This window comes from Enterococcus sp. AZ188 (genome assembly GCF_050544075.1).
In the GTDB taxonomy this organism is placed as follows: Bacteria; Bacillota; Bacilli; order Lactobacillales; family Enterococcaceae; genus Enterococcus_D; species Enterococcus_D entomosocium.
Window position 1 is genome coordinate 913,358 of record NZ_CP172943.1, and the last position, 17,932, is coordinate 931,289.

Annotated in this window: 14 protein-coding genes; 12 read left to right on the top strand and 2 right to left on the bottom strand. The window is 42.2% G+C overall.

What is annotated here, in order from left to right; all coding sequences use genetic code 11:
- The first annotated feature begins 1 nt into the window (after position 1).
- The 5 genes from IGI86_RS04200 to IGI86_RS04220 all read left to right on the top strand — a co-directional run bounded on the left by IGI86_RS04200 (position 2) and on the right by IGI86_RS04220 (position 7,313).
- Complete coding sequence (locus tag IGI86_RS04200) at positions 2–2,017, top strand: hypothetical protein (RefSeq protein ID WP_429972443.1); 2,016 nt, start codon at positions 2–4, stop codon at positions 2,015–2,017.
- A complete protein-coding gene (locus tag IGI86_RS04205; RefSeq protein ID WP_430617763.1) occupies positions 2,014–4,269 on the top strand; it encodes a DUF5696 domain-containing protein in 2,256 nt (751 codons plus the stop codon). Before IGI86_RS04200 ends, IGI86_RS04205 begins: the two co-directional genes overlap by 4 nt.
- Complete coding sequence (locus IGI86_RS04210; RefSeq protein WP_139843242.1) at positions 4,266–5,129, top strand: carbohydrate ABC transporter permease; 864 nt, start codon at positions 4,266–4,268, stop codon at positions 5,127–5,129. Before IGI86_RS04205 ends, IGI86_RS04210 begins: the two co-directional genes overlap by 4 nt.
- Before the next feature lie 35 nt (positions 5,130–5,164).
- Complete coding sequence (locus IGI86_RS04215) at positions 5,165–6,088, top strand: carbohydrate ABC transporter permease (protein ID WP_016613811.1); 924 nt, start codon at positions 5,165–5,167, stop codon at positions 6,086–6,088.
- Between the two features lie 211 nt (positions 6,089–6,299).
- Positions 6,300–7,313 (top strand): LacI family DNA-binding transcriptional regulator, encoded by a 1,014-nt coding sequence (locus IGI86_RS04220; protein ID WP_244733279.1) that lies wholly within the window; start codon positions 6,300–6,302, stop codon positions 7,311–7,313.
- A 150-nt stretch (positions 7,314–7,463) separates the two neighbouring features.
- Here the strand turns inward: IGI86_RS04220 and IGI86_RS04225 are convergent, their stop codons facing one another.
- Positions 7,464–8,069, bottom strand: a complete 606-nt coding sequence (locus IGI86_RS04225; protein WP_005237309.1) for a TetR/AcrR family transcriptional regulator — start codon at positions 8,067–8,069, stop codon at positions 7,464–7,466.
- Positions 8,070–8,243: 174 nt separating this feature from the next.
- Between IGI86_RS04225 and IGI86_RS04230 the strand changes: the two genes are divergently transcribed.
- Entirely contained in the window at positions 8,244–12,470 is a 4,227-nt protein-coding gene (locus IGI86_RS04230) for an acyl-CoA dehydratase activase-related protein (protein WP_430617764.1), read from the top strand.
- 199 nt (positions 12,471–12,669) lie between these two features.
- Positions 12,670–13,377 (top strand): GntR family transcriptional regulator, encoded by a 708-nt coding sequence (locus IGI86_RS04235; protein WP_005228765.1) that lies wholly within the window; start codon positions 12,670–12,672, stop codon positions 13,375–13,377.
- Between the two features lie 200 nt (positions 13,378–13,577).
- Here IGI86_RS04235 and IGI86_RS04240 read toward each other — a convergent pair whose 3' ends face one another.
- The gene (locus IGI86_RS04240; RefSeq protein WP_016613813.1) at positions 13,578–14,219 is read right to left on the bottom strand and encodes a YigZ family protein; all 642 of its coding nucleotides are present in this window, start codon (positions 14,217–14,219) and stop codon (positions 13,578–13,580) included.
- Between the two features lie 110 nt (positions 14,220–14,329).
- On the opposite strand from IGI86_RS04240, the gene IGI86_RS04245 reads away from it, so the two are divergent.
- The 5 genes from IGI86_RS04245 (at position 14,330) to hpf (ending at position 17,801) form a co-directional block, all read left to right on the top strand.
- Complete coding sequence (locus IGI86_RS04245) at positions 14,330–14,623, top strand: DUF7662 domain-containing protein (RefSeq protein WP_005237305.1); 294 nt, start codon at positions 14,330–14,332, stop codon at positions 14,621–14,623.
- A gap of 72 nt (positions 14,624–14,695) precedes the next feature.
- Positions 14,696–15,016, top strand: a complete 321-nt coding sequence (locus IGI86_RS04250; RefSeq protein ID WP_005228768.1) for a PTS sugar transporter subunit IIB — start codon at positions 14,696–14,698, stop codon at positions 15,014–15,016.
- A gap of 106 nt (positions 15,017–15,122) precedes the next feature.
- Entirely contained in the window at positions 15,123–16,433 is a 1,311-nt protein-coding gene (locus IGI86_RS04255) for a DEAD/DEAH box helicase (RefSeq protein WP_194199599.1), read from the top strand.
- A complete protein-coding gene (locus IGI86_RS04260) occupies positions 16,423–17,106 on the top strand; it encodes a ComF family protein (RefSeq protein WP_086299190.1) in 684 nt (227 codons plus the stop codon). The genes IGI86_RS04255 and IGI86_RS04260 overlap by 11 nt, the downstream gene beginning before the upstream one ends.
- A gap of 137 nt (positions 17,107–17,243) precedes the next feature.
- Positions 17,244–17,801 (top strand): ribosome hibernation-promoting factor, HPF/YfiA family, encoded by a 558-nt coding sequence (hpf, locus tag IGI86_RS04265; protein WP_005237301.1) that lies wholly within the window; start codon positions 17,244–17,246, stop codon positions 17,799–17,801.
- Positions 17,802–17,932: the final 131 nt, after the last annotated feature.

Consider the following 17,932-nt stretch of genomic DNA (forward strand, 5'->3'; position numbering starts at 1 on the left):
TATGAAAAAGATGACGATGCTTATTTTATTTGTTATGGTCTTCGCAACTATTTTACCGAATAAAGCCGTTGCCCAAGAGGTTCCATATTTTACTTTTACGACGGATAGTGAAAATTATTTTTTGCGGACCCAAACAGCCTATACACCTGCAAAAGAAATCACAGCGTTTGATGGTCATTCATTTGTCGAACCAAATCATGTTTTTGTTGATAATGAAGACAATGTTTATATTTCTGATACGGGGCTGAATCAAGTCATCATTCTTGATAAAACGTTGTCCTATCAAGGATTTCTAGAGAGTGAAGAATTAGTGGAAGTACATAGTACTTTCGTGACAGAAGATATTATTTATGCAGTAGATACGAGCCAAAATAAAATTTTCTCATATGACAAAGAGAGCCATGAATTATTACAAGAAATTGGTACGCCAGATGCACCTGTATTCAATGAAGGCTATCCTTTCTTACCGACGCATCTTGCGGTGGATATGCGAGGGAACATCTATGTTCGAAGTTCTGAATCAAGTAATGGCTTGATTATGCTAAATCGTGCAGGAGAGTTCGTGACTTTTTTTGGTGCCAATCCCTTAAATGTCCCCCTCTTAGATCAAATCCGTTCCTTCTTTTTAACAGAAACGCAGCAACAAGCGATGGAAACTGTCTTTCCAAACATTATCGCGGATGTGAGTATTGACCAAAAAGGATTTGTTTACACGGTGACCTCTTCGTTGGCAAATGGTGCGATCAAAAAGTTTAACGTTGCAGGGACCAATTATTTTCCAGACAATTTGTTAGGTGAGTTTAATATGGAAAGTATTTGGGTCGGTCAGCAGGACAGTGTTTATGCAGTTTCTTCAGATGGTTGGATCTATGAGTACGATTCTCAAGGGCAGTTGCTCTTCGTATTTGGAGGGAATGATGTGATCTCTAGTCGTTTCGGGATTTTAAGCCGACCTACGAGTATTGCAGCAACGTCCGAAAATGAGCTGATCGTCGTCGATCAAGGAGCCGCTTCGCTAGTGAAGTATGAACGCACTCGTTTCACCGAAGCGGTCCATCAAGCCATGAGTAGTTATCAACAAGGAGAGTACCGAGTCAGTCAAGAACTTTGGGAATATACCTTGAATTATAATTCAGTGTTTGATAATGCACGGATCGGATTGGGTAACGCTTACTTGCGAGAAGGTGAAGCACAGTTGGCGTACCAAGAATTTATGAGTGCTGAGTTTACACCAGGAATATCAGCGGCTTTTTGGGAGATTCGACAAGACTGGTTGAGTGCCAATTTAAATACGTTGTTTGTCTTGATGATGGTTGGATTGATATTGTGGAGTTTATGGCGATTGGTGAAGAAATTTAGTCGGCGTTCTATTTCACTCACTCATAAGCTTCAATGGCTGAAAAAGTATAAATTCGTCGATAATTTTTTGTTTATTTTCGAGTTTCATCAAGCAATTTTTGATGGGATCTATACGATCAAGCGTCGCAAACGGGTATCCGTGTTCTTCTCTATGATTCTCTTTCTTCTCTACATCGGTTTGTTTCTCATGTACCATCAATGGACGAATGTGATCTTTGTAGCAGATAATCCTTATCTTTTGTATGAGCTAGCAACCTTCATTTTTGTCGTCTTGTTATGGATGGTATCGAATTACTTGATTTGCTCGATCAATGATGGGGAAGGCACGTTTCTTCAAAGTGTCAATGGGACAGCTTATGCGATGACACCAATATTGTTTGTTTTCCCAGTGGTGATTTTGCTGAGTAATGGTCTTACTTTAGAACAAAGCGTCTTTTTTTATCTCCCACAAGCGATTGCAGGTCTTTGGGTCTTATTTTTAAAATTTTTTGTGATCAAAGATCTACACAACTATGAAGTTGGCGAGACCTTTACGATTATCTTCAAAAGTATTTTTACCATGTTGATTATTGGATTGTGTGTGTTTGTCCTTTATACATTAGGCAGCCAGCTAATCAACTTTATTCTAGACGTGATAACTGAGGTGAGTGCCCGATGAATAAGAAATGGCTGACTTATATACTATTTTTACCAGTGATTGTTTTACTGGGATTTTGGTTGTTCGATTCGCAAGAGGTAAGACCTACGATCGAGCCGCTGATGAATGATTTTCAGGCGGTGACTGTCAATACCGCAGCAAACGTTTCTGAGGGGAGGTATGAGGCACCATCAGAAATTCCAGACACTTTTCGATTAGCGGCTGAAAATGAACAACTCGTGTTGTATGTCGAGGAGGAGACGGCAGCAATTCTTGTCTTTGATAAGGTGAATGGTGAGCAGTGGGCGTCTTATGATTACCAAGCAGACTATGTTGAGATGCAGTATAGTCAAGAAATCATCAATTATATCAAGTCCGGTGTTTCGATCGTTACCTATGACCGAGCCACACCGGGACGGCGTACCCTGATGGACTCAGGGGTCACGAGGGAATACCAATTTCATGAGGATGGCTTTGTTGTTGCAATTGATTTTACTTCACAAAAGATTCGTTTTGAAATGAGGGTCACTATTCAAGGCGGGGATCTTCTTGTTCATATTCCGAAGGAGAGTATTGAAGAATACAATGAAAACCTTTGGCAGCCGGGAAACAATAATATTTCATTGAACCAATTGATCATGTATCCTTTTTTTGCTAGTACAGAAGGGGAAGAAACGGGGTATTTGGTCATACCCGATGGTCCTGGAGCAACCATTCGCCTTGATGAGACACCGCGGTCATTGGTGGGGTATTCGGCACCAGTCTATGGTTTAGATCAAGGATATGAGGACAATCCTCGAGGCGGTGCCTATCCTTCAAAACCAATTGAACTTTTGACATTGCCTCTTTATGGTGTGATCAAAGAAGAGAATAGTGCCGGTGTTTTAGTCATTTCTGAAAACGGAGAAAGCTATGCCACGTATAACTATCGACCCAAAAATACGGATACACATTTCTATCAATCCTATTTTACTTATACGTATCGAACCGCCTATTCTCAATTTCAAAGTCGGATCAATGAAGATCAGCATATCCTAGGTTTTCAAGAGCTTCCCAACGAGTATGATGTCGTGCAACGCTATGTTTTCTTGCGAGAAGATGAGGCAAATTATGTTGGGCTGGCAAAGAGTTATCGCAGCTTTATTGAACAGCTTGGAAAAACCAAAGAGAAAGAAACGCCCGAACAATCGCTGCCTTTAAAAATCGATTTTTTGATGAATGAAGTAAAGATGGGGAGTTTGGGGATTGAGGAAATAACCTTGACAGATCCTCTTCAAGCAAAAGCTATCACGGAACAATTACTAGAAAATGGCATCGAGCAATTAACCGTCACTGCCAAAGCGTTTCTGCAAGACCGTTGGACGTATGGCATTGGCCCACAAAAAAATCTGAACAATGACGATGATTTCCAAGCGTTACTGGCTTACTTTCATGAACACGAGGTAGATTTCAATTTTTACGTCGACTATACAAAAACGTATCACAATGCAAGCAATCAGCAAACATACAAATTAAATCGGAATGACTTTCAATTTTTTGATCCTGAAAAGGCAACCCTCAATTATATGAACAGTCCGTACTTCTATGCTTCATCTTTAGAAAATGATTTAACGACACTCGCTGATCTTGCGGGAGTAAGTCTGGCTTTGGCTGGTTTTGATCACAATGTATTTACTTTTTTTGAAGAACGTCAGATCCATAGTAGTCTTGTGACGATGACCAGTGTCAAACAGCTGCTTGAGCGGTTGGAAGCAGCTGAAATAGCAACGAATATCTATCAACCAAATGCGTATCTTTTCCCTTATCTTGATGAGTATTATGATACACCCATCTACTCTTCCGGTTTTGTGTTTATTGATGAAACGATTCCTTTATTGCAGCTGATTTTAAGTGGCCAAGTAGAGATGTATTCTACGTATCTTAATAGTGTTTCCCATGATCAAGATACTCTTTTGCGGCTGATCGAATTTGGTGTTTATCCCACATTTGTCTTGACGGGAGAGCCTGCATACAAAATGAAAAATACTGGGGCGAGTGCGATCACTGTTTCGGAATATGAGTATTTATCAGAGCGAATCATGTTTTATTATGAAGCGATGGATGAAGCTTTGTCAGTTGTCAGAGGGAGTGAGATGGTCGATCATCAACTCTTAGCCGACGGAGTCGTTCAAGTAACCTATGCAAATCAAAAGACACTAACAATCAACTATAATGAGACAACCTTTGAAACAGGAGAAGTCATAGTAGAAGGAAAGGGGGTCGTTGTACGGTGAAATTATCCATGCAAAAGAAAAAGAAATTAACAGGGCTGCTTTTTGTTAGTCCATGGATCATTGGGTTTCTGACATTAGTGGCCTATCCGCTTACTCGAACGATCTTCTTTAGCTTTCATAATGTCTCCTATGGCATTCGTTCTGGCTGGCGTTATAATTGGGTCGGTTGGGAGAACTATGACCGAATTTTGTTTCAGGATATTGACTTCGTGATTGCCTTACAAGATTTTTTTGTTGCTACCTTGTTTCAAGTTCCTGTGATTATCGCTTTATCGGTGATTATTGCCATGCTTTTGAATCAAAAAATTCACGGCAATTGGTTCTTTCGCTTAGTCTTTTTTCTACCAATCATTATCTTAAGTGGCAAATTGATGACTATGATCAGTGAGTATGGTGGTACAGGGATCGTTGAGAATCTAGTGATTCTCAATATCTTAGATTTATTTATTCCTTCACAAGCCGTTGTCCTGCTGGTTGCAGAATTATTTGAAATGATTGCGCAACTATTGTGGTATTGTGCAGTTCCGGTATTGATTTTTCTAGCATCCCTCCAAAATGTCAACCCGAGCATTTATGAGGCCGCATCAATCGATGGTGCTTCTTCTTGGGTCAGTTTTTGGAAAATCACCTTACCAATCATTTTTCCACTGATCAATGTAGCGGTCGTCTTTATTGTGGTTTTTTTAGCGAATTTTGAAGCAAATCCGATTGTTTCGATCATTCTGGAATCGACCTACGATGGAGCGAGAAGAGAAGGCTATGCGTCAGCGATTGCTATTTTATATACGTTGTTCCAATTCATAATGATTGGTATTTTGTATATGGTCATAAAAGAACGCAAGAAAAGTAAGGCGGGTTAAGAATGATGATACGACGAAGAGGAAATACCCATAGAATGAAAAAACTGTTACTGGGAACCAATTTTACAAACGGCTTATTAGGAAAAATCGTCATTTATGCAATCTTGATCGTGCTTAGTTTTGTCTTTATCTTCCCGCTGATCAATATGATAACTGTAGGATTGATGTCAAATTTAGATTTGGCTGATCACTCGATCGAATGGATTCCTTCAGAATTTTATCTAGAAAATTTTCGGCTTACGTGGCGGGCGTTACGTTTGCCAGGGAGCTATTTCACTACGGTACTTGTTGCAGGAGTATCGACCGTTTGTCTGATGCTTTCTTCTGCTTTGATTGCATACGGGTTAGCCCGTTTTCAAGTACCTGGAAAATTTCTGATCTTTTCATTGTTGCTTTTTACGTATCTTGCGCCGAAGGTGTTGTTTTTTATTCCTCGCTATCAACTCTTTACGACGTTAGGATTAAGCGGAAATATGGGGGCGCTGATTTTTCCAGCTCTTATGGGTCAAGGAGAACAAGCCGCTTTATTCATTTTGATCTTTTATCAGTTTTTCAAAATGATCCCAACTGCATTAGAAGAAGCAGCCTTTTTGGATGGAGCGGGTGCCTTTAAAACCTTTTATAAGATCGCCTTACCGATGGTGAGACCTGCATTTGTGATTGTGGGGATCTATGCGTTTGCGTTGTACTGGAATGAAACCTTGTTGACTTCTTTCTATTTAGAAGGAAACATTCAAACAACTCCAATGTTACTCAATTCATTGGAAAGTCAATTTAACAATGTCGTCAACAATACCTCGAATCTAGGTGATCCAGGAGTCAATCCCAATCTTAGTTATACAGAGGCGGTAGCCTATTCGGGAACGATTCTGAGTATTTTTCCATTGATCTTCTTCTATGTTTTTGTTCAGAAATGGTTTGTTGAAAGTATCGACAAGTCTGGGATCACGGGTGAATAAGCAGGTATCTTAGAACCAATTTCCATCGTTTTCCTCCGATTAACGATAGCTAGAAGTCGTTTTTACTTCTTCTAACTATCGTTTTTTTCTCAATATTTGTTAGAATGGAAGAGACACTTGGCTGAAATTGTCGGCCAAGTATGGAAGGAACAAGCCTTTTTCTATTCGATCGAAAGAAAAGGCAATGAAAGCAGATAAAAGGAGTTTTGATATGGCGGCAACTATCAAAGATATTGCTCGAGAAACAGGCGTTTCAATTGCCACTGTGTCGAGAGTGCTGAATAATATTGGCGGATATAGCAAAGAAGTTGAAGAACGTGTTCTTTCGGCAGTCAAAAAGTTAGGATACCGTAAGAATGAAACTGCTATCAGTCTTGTAACGAAAACGACAAAGACGGTGGGGATCATTATGCCGAACTCCGACACCTCTTTTTATGTAAAAATCATCGAGGGGATTGAAGAAGAAGCACACGCTAGAGGGTTTAGTGTGATCGTGACTCATGCAGGTGTTGGTGGAGAAGGGTTTCAGAAAAGTTTAGATCTTATGGCTGAACGTCGAGTCGATGGTATTATTGTGTTTTCCATTTTTTTGTCTAAATACGATTTAGCACCGATCGAAAGCTTGAATATCCCGATTATTCTAGTTTCTAGTACTGATACAAACAAAAAAATTCCTTCGATAAAAGTGGATGACTATTTGGCATCTTTTACCGCTGTTGATTATCTGATCAAACAGGGGCACTACAATATTGGCTTGGCAGGATTAAGCTATGATGATGAAAATACGAGTGTGCCTAGGATCAAAGGGTATGTCGACGCCCTAGAGAAGAATCAGATTCCCGTAAATAAACAATTTATTGATTATGGCTACTTTAGTTTTCAATCTGGAAGACGTGCAATGAGCGGGTATTTGGAGAGGAAAGAACCGATTACAGCTGTGTTTTGTGCGAGTGATGAAACAGCACTAGGGATTATCTCTATTTGTTATGAAAACAAGATCGTCGTCCCCGATGATCTTTCGGTAGTCGGTTATGATAATTCTCGGATTGCCGCAATGGTCAGTCCACCGCTGACCACCATTTCCCAGCCTTTTCATGAGATGGGGAAACGCGCTTGTTTAAAGCTGCTTGACTGTATTCTTAACGGGAAAAAAATCACCTCAGAAATCATTCCTTTCGAATTGATTGAACGCAAATCTGTCAAAAAGAACGTAAATAATCGGTAAGAAACCCGTCCATGTGATCAAGCGATCTGGACGGGTTTTTCCATGATTCTAGAAAAAAATAAACGGTTAAACGTTGTTAAAATGAATGCTCTTCGCAAAAAGGGAGCGACCCCCTTCTCTTTGGGCAAACCAGTAAAGTGGGTTTGGCAGCTATTCCTCAATCTCAATCCCCAAGACAGTCAGGTGGCCGTTTGCCACCAGTTTGATGACAAGTTTTGCTAGATGGTCGGGTGTCATCGTTGTTTCTGCCGTTAGCCACCAATGCAAGGTACCAACAAATATCGAGGTCATATAGTCAATGATGAAGTCTAAGGGCACTTCAATGTCTCCTTCGGTGATTCTTAACGTTGAAAAGATCTCTTGGTAACGTTCAGTCAAAATCAGGCCCAACTTTTTACGGATGATCTCAATGGCAGAGGCATCCATGATCGTCAAATAAAAGGAACGATTGTTTTGAATGTGTAAAAAAAGTTCGGTCATGGCCGCTTCGATTTTGCGGATTTTGATGCGATTTCCTTGAACAAAATCTTCAAAATCAAGAATCGCGGTAAATGATTCGACAGCCAAGTCAAATATCTTTTCATACAAGTCTTGTTTGTCTTTGTAATGGGCATAAAAGGTTGCACGGTTGATCATGGCTTCATCGGCGATATTTTGGACAGTCACTTGCTCGAAGCCTTTTTCTTCCACTAAGCGGATAAAAGCTTCAATAATGTACTTATTGGTTCGTTTGACACGTAAATCCAATTTTTTCATATTGTGAATTTCCTTTCAAAATAAACAACAAAAAACGGGTAATTGTTGTTTATCCCACACCTTCCTTAGAATTGTTTGTTGAATTATCAATCAAAAGAATTACAATGAACATAAGTATTATAACAAACGGCTTGTTAGATAATCAACAAAGTGTTGTTTAGATGGAGGCAACAAATGAAAAAATATAAAGCGGGCATCGATGTCGGGTCGACAACAGTCAAGATGGTTCTGTTAGATGAAGGCAATCAAACGTGTTTTTCAAGATATGAACGGCACTATGCAGATATCCAGAAAGCAGCGGAAAAAATCATTAGAGAAGCGCAAGAAGTGATCGAAGATCAGCCGCTTGCGCTGGCGATTACCGGATCAGGTGGGATGGGTCTGGCGGAAGTTTTGCGGATCCCATTTGTCCAAGAGGTCATCGCTTGTACCAAAACAGTTGAGACAGTGATTCCCGAAACCGATGTGGCCATCGAGTTAGGCGGCGAAGATGCGAAGATCACCTTTTTTGAAGGGGCATTGGAGCAGCGAATGAACGGCAGTTGTGCCGGTGGAACGGGTGCGTTTATTGATCAGATGGCGGTTTTATTGAAAACGGATGCCAATGGGGTCAATGAACTAGCCAAAGATTATCAAACCCTTTATCCGATTGCCTCACGCTGCGGGGTCTTTGCCAAAACCGATGTGCAGCCGCTGATCAATGAAGGAGCAGCAAAAGCAGACATTGCGGCGAGTATCTTTCAAGCGGTGGTCAATCAAACGATTGCTGGCTTGGCTGCTGGTCGTAAAATCAAAGGCAAGGTAGCCTTTCTAGGTGGACCGTTGACGTTTATGTCGGAATTGCGTCAACGATTTATCGATACGTTGAACCTGCAAGAAGCAGATATCATTTTTCCCGAGAACCCAGAACTGTTTGTGGCGATGGGGGCTGCACTATATGCAGAAGAAGAGCAACAGCTTTCCGTGCTATTAGCCCGCTTAGCCAACGGAGAAGATGGCAAACTCGCGCCAACTGATACATTAGCCCCATTGTTTAAAGACGAGGAGGAATTGACTGCTTTTCGTGCTCGCCATGCTCAAGCGGTGGCCACAGAAAAAGCGTTGTCTGAGCATACAGGCGCTGCTTATCTAGGCATCGATGCAGGATCAACCACAACGAAAGTGGTTTTGATCAATGATGCAGGGGAATTATTGTTTTCTTTCTATGGCAATAATGAAGGTGAACCGTTAGCGACAACGATGGCGGTTTTACAAGAGCTTTATCGTCAGATGCCTTCTGACGTTTACATCGCAAAGTCAACGATCACAGGTTACGGCGAGCATTTGATCAAACATGCACTGAAAGTCGATATCGGTGAAGTGGAAACGATGGCCCATTACAAAGCTGCCGAACATTTCCAGCCGGGGGTTGATTTTATCCTAGATATCGGTGGACAAGACATGAAGGCGATGACGGTTAAAGATGGCGCGTTATCTTCGATTCAATTGAATGAAGCCTGTTCCTCAGGATGCGGCTCCTTCATTGAGACTTTTGCCAAATCTATGAATCAGGATGTCAAAGAATTTGCGTTGGCAGCTACAAAAGCCCAAGCACCGGTTGACCTTGGTTCGCGTTGTACCGTCTTTATGAACTCAAAAGTGAAACAGGTCCAAAAAGAAGGGGCTTCTGTTGGCGACATTTCAGCCGGCTTGTCTTACTCGGTCATAAAAAATGCTATCTATAAAGTCATCAAGGTTCGGCGACCTGAAGACCTCGGCGAGAAAATCGTCTGCCAAGGAGGGACTTTCTATAACGAAGCGGTTCTGCGCGCTTTTGAATTGATCAGCGGCCGTGAAGTCGTTCGACCATCGATCGCCGGTTTGATGGGGGCGTATGGTGCCGCCTTGATCGCTTTAGAAGAAGCAGCCCTTGACGATGTTAGTACGTTGTTGTCTCCAGCAGAAATGGCCGATTTCCAAGCAGAAAAAGAATTTACGAATTGCGGTCTATGCGAAAACAATTGCTTGTTGACGGTGACCCTCTTTTCTGACGGTCGAAAATTTATTACCGGGAATCGCTGCGAACGTGGTGCGCGAATCAAAATCAAGAAAGAAGACCGCAAAATCAATCTTGTGGATGAAAAATATCGCCGCTTGTTTAAGTACCGTTCCTTACGTAAAAAAGAGGCCGTCCATGGCGAAATCGGCCTGCCAAGAGTATTGAATCTTTATGAAAATTATCCGCTTTGGCATACCTTTTTCACCAAGTTAGGGTTTCGAGTAACCTTGTCGCCACGTTCCAACAAAGAACTATATGAGCAAGGGATTGAAACGATTCCTAGTGATACGGTTTGTTACCCAGCCAAACTAGCCCATGGACACATCCAAGCACTGATTGATCAAAACGTACCGTTGATTTTTTATCCAGGTGTTATTTTTGAGCGACTAGAGAACACTGCCGCTGAGAATCATTTTAACTGTCCAATTGTGCAAAGCTATCCAGAAGTGATTCGTAATAACGTCGATGTGATTCGTGAAGGGGCGGTTGACTACCGCTGTCCGTTTTTGAATTTGGCGGATGAAGCCTCAATGGTCAAAACTTTAACGAGTACTTTTCAAGATTTTGGTTTTGTAGAAGAAGAAATTGCCCAAGCCCTACGCAGCGGTTTCGAGGAGCTGGATCAGTTCAAGACAGATATTGCGCAACGGGGAGAAGAAACGCTACGTATGCTGATGACGACCAATCAAAAAGGGATCGTTTTATCTGGAAGACCATATCATTTGGATCCTGAAATCAACCATGGGATTGCAGAAGTCATTACCCAAGAAGGCTTCCATGTATTGACTGAGGACAGTATTGCTCATTTAGCAAATGTCGGCGATCTGAGGGTTGTGGATCAATGGGTCTATCATTCGCGATTGTATGCGGCAGCTCGAGTGGTCGCGAAAAACAAACAATTAGAACTGGTTCAATTAAACTCATTCGGTTGCGGGATCGACGCAGTCACTACTGATCAAGTCGAAGAGATTATGGCGCAGTATGGGAAGTTATATACGGTGTTGAAAATCGATGAGGGAGCGAACCTTGGGGCAATTCGGATTCGGTTGCGTTCCTTGAAAGCAGCAGTCAACGAACGGGACAAACAGCACTTTGTACCTAAAAAGCAATACGAGGAACCGGCAAAGATCATTTTTACCAAAGAGATGCGCAAGCAGCACACGCTCTTATTGCCGATGTTGAGTCCCATCCATCAAAGCGGGTTAGTCGATGTTGCTTTGCAAGCTTCTGGGTATCAAGTGGTCTGTCTACCTAGTGAAGATCGTGAGGCGGTTAATGTCGGTTTACGCTTTGTCAATAATGATGCGTGCTATCCGGCGATCATTTCCATTGGACAGCTAGTAGAAGCATTGCAAAGCGGAAAATATGATGTTGAAAATACCAGTGTTTTGATGACTCAGACGGGCGGCGGATGTCGTGCAACGAACTATATTCCTTTGTTACGTAAAGCACTGAACGATGCAGGATTTCCACAAGTGCCGGTGGTATCTATTTCGATGGGTAACACCGGGGTTGAATCAAATCCGGGCTTTCGCTTTACCTTACCGATGATGAAGCGTTTGGCGGTGGCATTTTTATACGGAGATCTCTTTGAACGGGTCGTTTATCGCACCCGTCCGTATGAGCAAGAAGCAGGGGCTGTCGATCGGCTCCATCAAGAATGGCTGGAAAAAATTGCCAAAAACGTTCGTAATGGCTCCTTCAGTCTGTTTAATCGAAATATGAAAAAAATCATTCAAGCCTTTGATCAAGTGCCGATAAGAGATATCAAGAAGCCGCGTGTCGGTGTCGTGGGAGAGATTTTAGTGAAGTATTCACCGACTGCCAATAACGATGTCGTTCGCCTGTTAGAAGCAGAAGGAGCGGAAGCGGTCGTACCAGATATTGTCGGCTTCATGAATTATTCCCTCTACAATCAGATTTGGCGCTACGAGCATTTGGGGATGGCGAAGAAAAGTAAAATGATCGCTGATTTTGCGATCATGGCGATTGAAAGGCTCCAAAAACCGATGGATAAAGCACTGAGGGCGTCAACGCGTTTTGATGGTATCCATTCGATCCATCAGCTTGCGGAGCAAGCGAGCGAGATTGTTTCCATTGGTAATCATACGGGAGAAGGCTGGTTCTTGACCGGTGAGATGATTGATCTATTGGAAAATAATGTCAACAATATCATTTGTCTGCAACCATTTGGCTGTCTGCCCAATCATGTGGTAGGAAAAGGTGTTATGAAAGAATTACGTCGTCAATACCCGCAGGCGAACATTGCGGCCATTGATTATGATCCAGGTGTCTCAATCGTCAATCAATTGAATCGTATCCGATTGTTGATGGCCACTGCCAATAAAGCGTTGGCTGAATAAATTCTCAAGCCAGCGACCGAACCAATTTAAAAGAAAAGCGACTGCTCTTGTTTGGACATTTTGTGATAACTTCTTTCTTCTGCCTATAAAATAGGGAAAGAATTCGCACAAATTGAGAAAAAAAGAGCAGTTTTTGCTTTTTTTATTAGCTATTTAGGTATATACCAGTTATAATAGGAGGGGAACGGAGGAATGTGTAGTGGTGGAAAAATTACCTGTTTATATCCAAATTCATGATCAAATTAAAGCCAATATTGAAAACAATACATACAAAATCGGCGATCGTCTGCCCTCAGAGCGCGAGTTGTCGAAACAATTCGGCGTGAGTCGCATGACGTTGCGACAAGCGATCCAAACCTTAGCAGATGAGGGGATTCTTGAGCGTAAAATCGGTTCCGGCACTTATGTGGCTCGCCAAAAAGTACAAGAGAAAATGACGGGCACGACGAGTTTTACCGAAATCATGAATTCTCTTGGTCGTAAGCCTTCCAGCAAAGCGGTCGCTTATTTCTTGACGGCACCTAGCTCCAGTGAGATGGAAAAGCTGCAATTAGAAGGTCACGAAACGATTTTACGGATGGAGCGGATTCGGTATGCGGATGATGTGCCGATCTGTTTTGAAGTAGCGAGTATCCCTGAAAAGTTTATTCATGACTTTAGCAAGGAGGAGATCATCTCTTCCCTCTATAAAGTGTTGGAAGAAAAAGGACAGCGGAAAATTGGCGGCGCTTCGCAAACGATCTCAGCTATGGTCGCTTCCGAGCAAATTGCTGATTACTTACAAATCAAACGCGGCGATGCGATTTTACGTATGCGGCAAATCACTTCATTTGAAGATGGTCAACCATTTGAATACGTGCGCACCCAATATGTTGGTAATCGTTTTGAATTTTATATGGAAAAATAACCTGTCTATTTCAATTGGCAACAAAAAGCCCAAAAAAGCCGAAAGGACCCTACGAGCGTATCTGCTGTTGCTTAGCGTCGCTGGTTGCATGACCGTTTCGGCTTTTCAAATATTTGGGCTTCCTGCATTGGTTGTAGCAAACTTGGCAGCGTCCTCCTTGAGGAAAAGAGCACACACTGGAAGGTCTTTAGTAAGCTGGCTTACTCTGTTGACTGCTCGATCAAGCGTTCTACATATTCGGTAGTCCCTCTGGTCAATTGCACTTGACCTTGTAGCAAATCGATCAGAGCGGCTTCTTGGTCGGCAAGTACTGCTTCAGGAATCATTAAGGTGACAACGATTTTCTCCGTATAAGCAATATCTTTTATATAGATATTCTGCAGTTCTAAGTAGTTTTGGAGCTTGCCTAAAAGGGGATACTCGATGGTCAAGGCAAGTTCTTGATGCAAAATACCCTCGACGATTCCTACCTCTTTGATTCCAGCAGAGGCCGAACTTGAATAAGCGCGAATCAATCCACCAGCACCCAGTTTCGTTCCACCGAAGTAGCGGGTAACAACGGCGATCACATTGATCAGTTCGTTTTTCTTTAACACTTCTAAAATCGGTACCCCAGCGGTGCCGCTCGGTTCACCATCATCACTGCTGCGCTGGATCTCATGATTTTCACCTAATACATAGGCGCTGCAATGATGATTTGCCTTCCAATGCTCTTTCTTGAGGGCTTGAATAAACGCTTTGGCTTCGTCTTCTGATTGAATTCGTTTTAATGAACAGAGGAAACGCGATTTTTTGATTTCTATTTCTGTTTCTCCGTCTTGTCGAATCGTTCGATAAGTCACGCGCACGATCGCCTCCTTTATGTTTCTAGTATAGGCAATCGGAAGGAAAGTTACAAATAGAAGAAAGAAACAGGTACGAACATAGACTCTAAAAAGAGGAGGCAGTTGCTTTGGGTAGACGCAAAAAGTACGATACGATCACTCACTATTTAAAAAACAACGGTGGTTCGCAAATCACCTTAACGTTTACGCAGTTTGATGAATTTCTTTTCCCAGCATCCGGTTTGCCCAAAAGTGCCCGCACCAGTAGCGATTGGTGGGCGAATGATTACCGACATCCAGAAAATGGGGCTTATGCGTGGCTGAATGCCGGCTACGAGGTAGTCCTAGTCAATTTAAAAAAAGAGTACGTCGTTTTTAATCGTTTAGTAAAATCAAACTGGTTGCTGGATAGAAAGCGTTGACAAATTTCAAACTTGTTCTATACTAGAGATAGGAAATGTTATCTTATTCTTAAAATTCAAGGAGTGTTCGATATGGCGAAAAAAACAATTATGTTAGTTTGTTCTGCAGGGATGAGTACAAGCTTATTAGTAACAAAAATGCAAAAAGCAGCTGAAGCAAAAGGATTAGAAGCAGATATTTTTGCAGTTTCCGCATCAGAAGCAGATCAACATTTAGAAAGCAAAGACGTAAACGTTTTACTATTAGGACCACAAGTTCGTTTCATGAAAGGCGATTTCGAGAAACGTCTAGCGCCAAAAGGAATTCCATTAGAAGTAATCAACATGGCAGATTACGGCATGATGAACGGCGAAAAAGTCTTAGATCAAGCTTTGACATTGATCGGCGAATAAGCAAGACCTGCTGTTGAAGCAAACAAGAAACCTGTAATCGGTTCAAGTACTTTTCAAAAAGTACTTGAACCGATTTTTTTGCGTAGTTAAAACTGAGGTGTATGTTATGACCAATCAAAAAGGAAGACAATTTTTTGTTTTAGATGAAACAATGAGTGTAGGAAAAACTTTTGATTCTCGACCGGCAATGCTCGAGCAGGGGAAGAGAATCGTTTGTCAGCGTTGCGGTTCTTCCCACCACAAGACGTCGGTTCTATTGCCGATAGGCTGCTATTACTGTCCAACTTGTATTCGCTATGGTCGGATCACATCAGATGGCCAACTCGTAATTCAACAAACGGATCTTCCAGCCTTTGATCACAAGATCGTTTGGCCAGGAGTGTTGACTTCGTTTCAGCAAAAAATTTCTCAGCAACTAGTGGCAAATTGTCGACAAAAGAAATCGTCTCTTGTTTGGTCAGTCACGGGTTCAGGGAAGACCGAGATGATCTTTGAGACGATCCGCCACGTACGGCAAGAAGGTGGTCGTGTGGCGATCGTCTCGCCACGGATCGATGTCTGCCGTGAACTGTTCCCCCGGATTCAACAAGCGTTCCCACAAGAGGAAAGCCTGCTCCTTTATGGGAAATCAGAAGAACCTTATCGTTATACAACGATCCTTATTGCCACCACTCATCAGCTACTGCATTTTTATCGCAGCTTTCAACTGATCGTGGTGGATGAGATAGATGCATTTCCCTACGAGGGCGATGCGCAGCTGCGTTACGGATTATACAATGCCTTGGCAGAAAACGGGTGTCTGATCTATTTAAGTGCGACGCCTTCAAAACGATTGTTGCAAGAAATTCATTCGGAATTTGCAGTGTTAAAAATGCCTCTACGGTTTCATCAGCGTCCGCTGATCGTTCCGAAACCTATTCATTATAGCCGCTGGGCGCAGGCTTATCGCAAAAAACGTTGGCTGCGACCATTGCTACAGCACTTACAGCGGTTGGTTAAAAAAAACTTTGTCTTGGTATTTTGTCCAAGTATTCAGCTGATGAAGGAAATGGAAGGGGCTGTCCGCAGGCAAGAAGCATCATGGCTCCTCACTAGTGTTTCTTCACAAGATGAAAAACGGAGGGAAAAAGTCCAATCGGCACGCAGCCAAGTGTACAAGGTGTTGTTTACAACGATGATTTTAGAACGAGGTGTAACGTTTGAAAATGTCTCAGTGGTGGTACTGGGAGCCAATCACCCGGTCTTTACAAAATCGGCGTTAGTACAAATCGCTGGCCGTGTCGATCGCAAAGGTGCGTTTACAGAAGGGGAAGTCATTTTTTTCTACGACCAAATGACAGAAGCAATCCGTCAAGCAATCAAAGAAATCAATGAGATGAACCAATTAGCAAGGAGCTGGTTGACCGATGGAGTGTAGTTGGTGCCAAATATTTTTTTCAAGAGAGGTAACGATCATTGAGCTGTTGGCTCCTTGGCGCATCCCCGAAAAAGAATTATGTCCACAATGCGCTCAGCGATTTACAGTGATTGATTGGCAAAGTTGCTGCCCAACATGTGGCAAAAAGGATACCATTTCCTGCAGTGACTGTCTCTTTTGGGCGAAAACCTGTCCCATGATCCATTTGCAGCATCGGGCACTGTTCGCTTACGATCAAGGGATGAAGGAGTGGATTCACGAATACAAATTAATGGGAAACTATCAGTTGCGAGAGACCTTTGCTGCTGCCATCAGACAAAAGATCAACAACTTTGATTACGATTGTTTGATACCCATCCCGCTATCGGCAGAACGTTACCAGGAGCGAGGGTTTAATCAAGTGACCGCTGTGCTAGACGCAGGCGGAGTTAAGTCGAAAGAATGGCTGGATAAAGTGGTTGATACCGCACCACAAGCTCAACGTTCTCGCAAGCAACGATTAGAGGAGGTGCAACCTTTTGCGGTGAAGCCAGAGGCAACGGTTGAAATAAAAAACAAGAAACTGTTGTTGATCGATGATGTTTACACTACCGGTAGAACGTTATATCACGCAGCTGAAGCATTGCAGACCTTTGGCCCCCAGTCGATTCGATCCTTTTCCTTTGCCCGTTGAATCGTTATTTTGAAAACGCTTAAAGAAATTTGTTCGATTTACTAGGCAAATGAGCAAGAGTTCGATATAATAGAGTTAAGAAGAAGAAAAGAGTGGTCCTTTTCCTTCTTTACTGGTAGACGAAAGGGGTAATTTTTATGTTTAGATATAATGTGCGCGGCGAAAATATCGAGGTAACAGAAGCGATCCGTGATTACGTCGAGAAAAAAGTAGGTAAATTAGAACGTTATTTTAACGATGTGCCGGAAGCAACAGCACATGTTAATTTGAAAGTTTATACTGAAAAAACAGCAAAAGTAGAAGTAACGATTCCTTTACCATTCTTAGTTCTGCGTGCGGAAGAAACCTCACCTGATCTATATGCTAGTATCGATTTGGTTGTTGACAAATTGGAACGCCAAATCCGCAAATTTAAAACAAAAATCAACCGCAAATCTCGCGAGACAGCATTGGTTCCGCCAACAGATGGTGATTTGTTCACAACTGAAGCAAACGATGAAGAAAACAATGGTTCTGAATTAGACATCGTACGTACAAAACGTTTGTCTTTAAAACCAATGGACAGTGAAGAAGCTGTTTTACAAATGAACATGCTTGGACACAACTTCTTTATCTTTGAAGATGCGGAAACGAATGGAACGAGCATTGTGTATCGTCGAAAAGATGGCAAATACGGGTTGATCGAAACCGATTAACAAGTGTTGATACCTTTTTCTCGACACCCCAAAAAAATAGTCTTTTTTGACAGAGTAGCTGAGAAGCCACTCTGTTTTTTTATACTCGTTAAATTGGCTGGAAATCTTTTTTATATAGAGAGTGCCTTGGT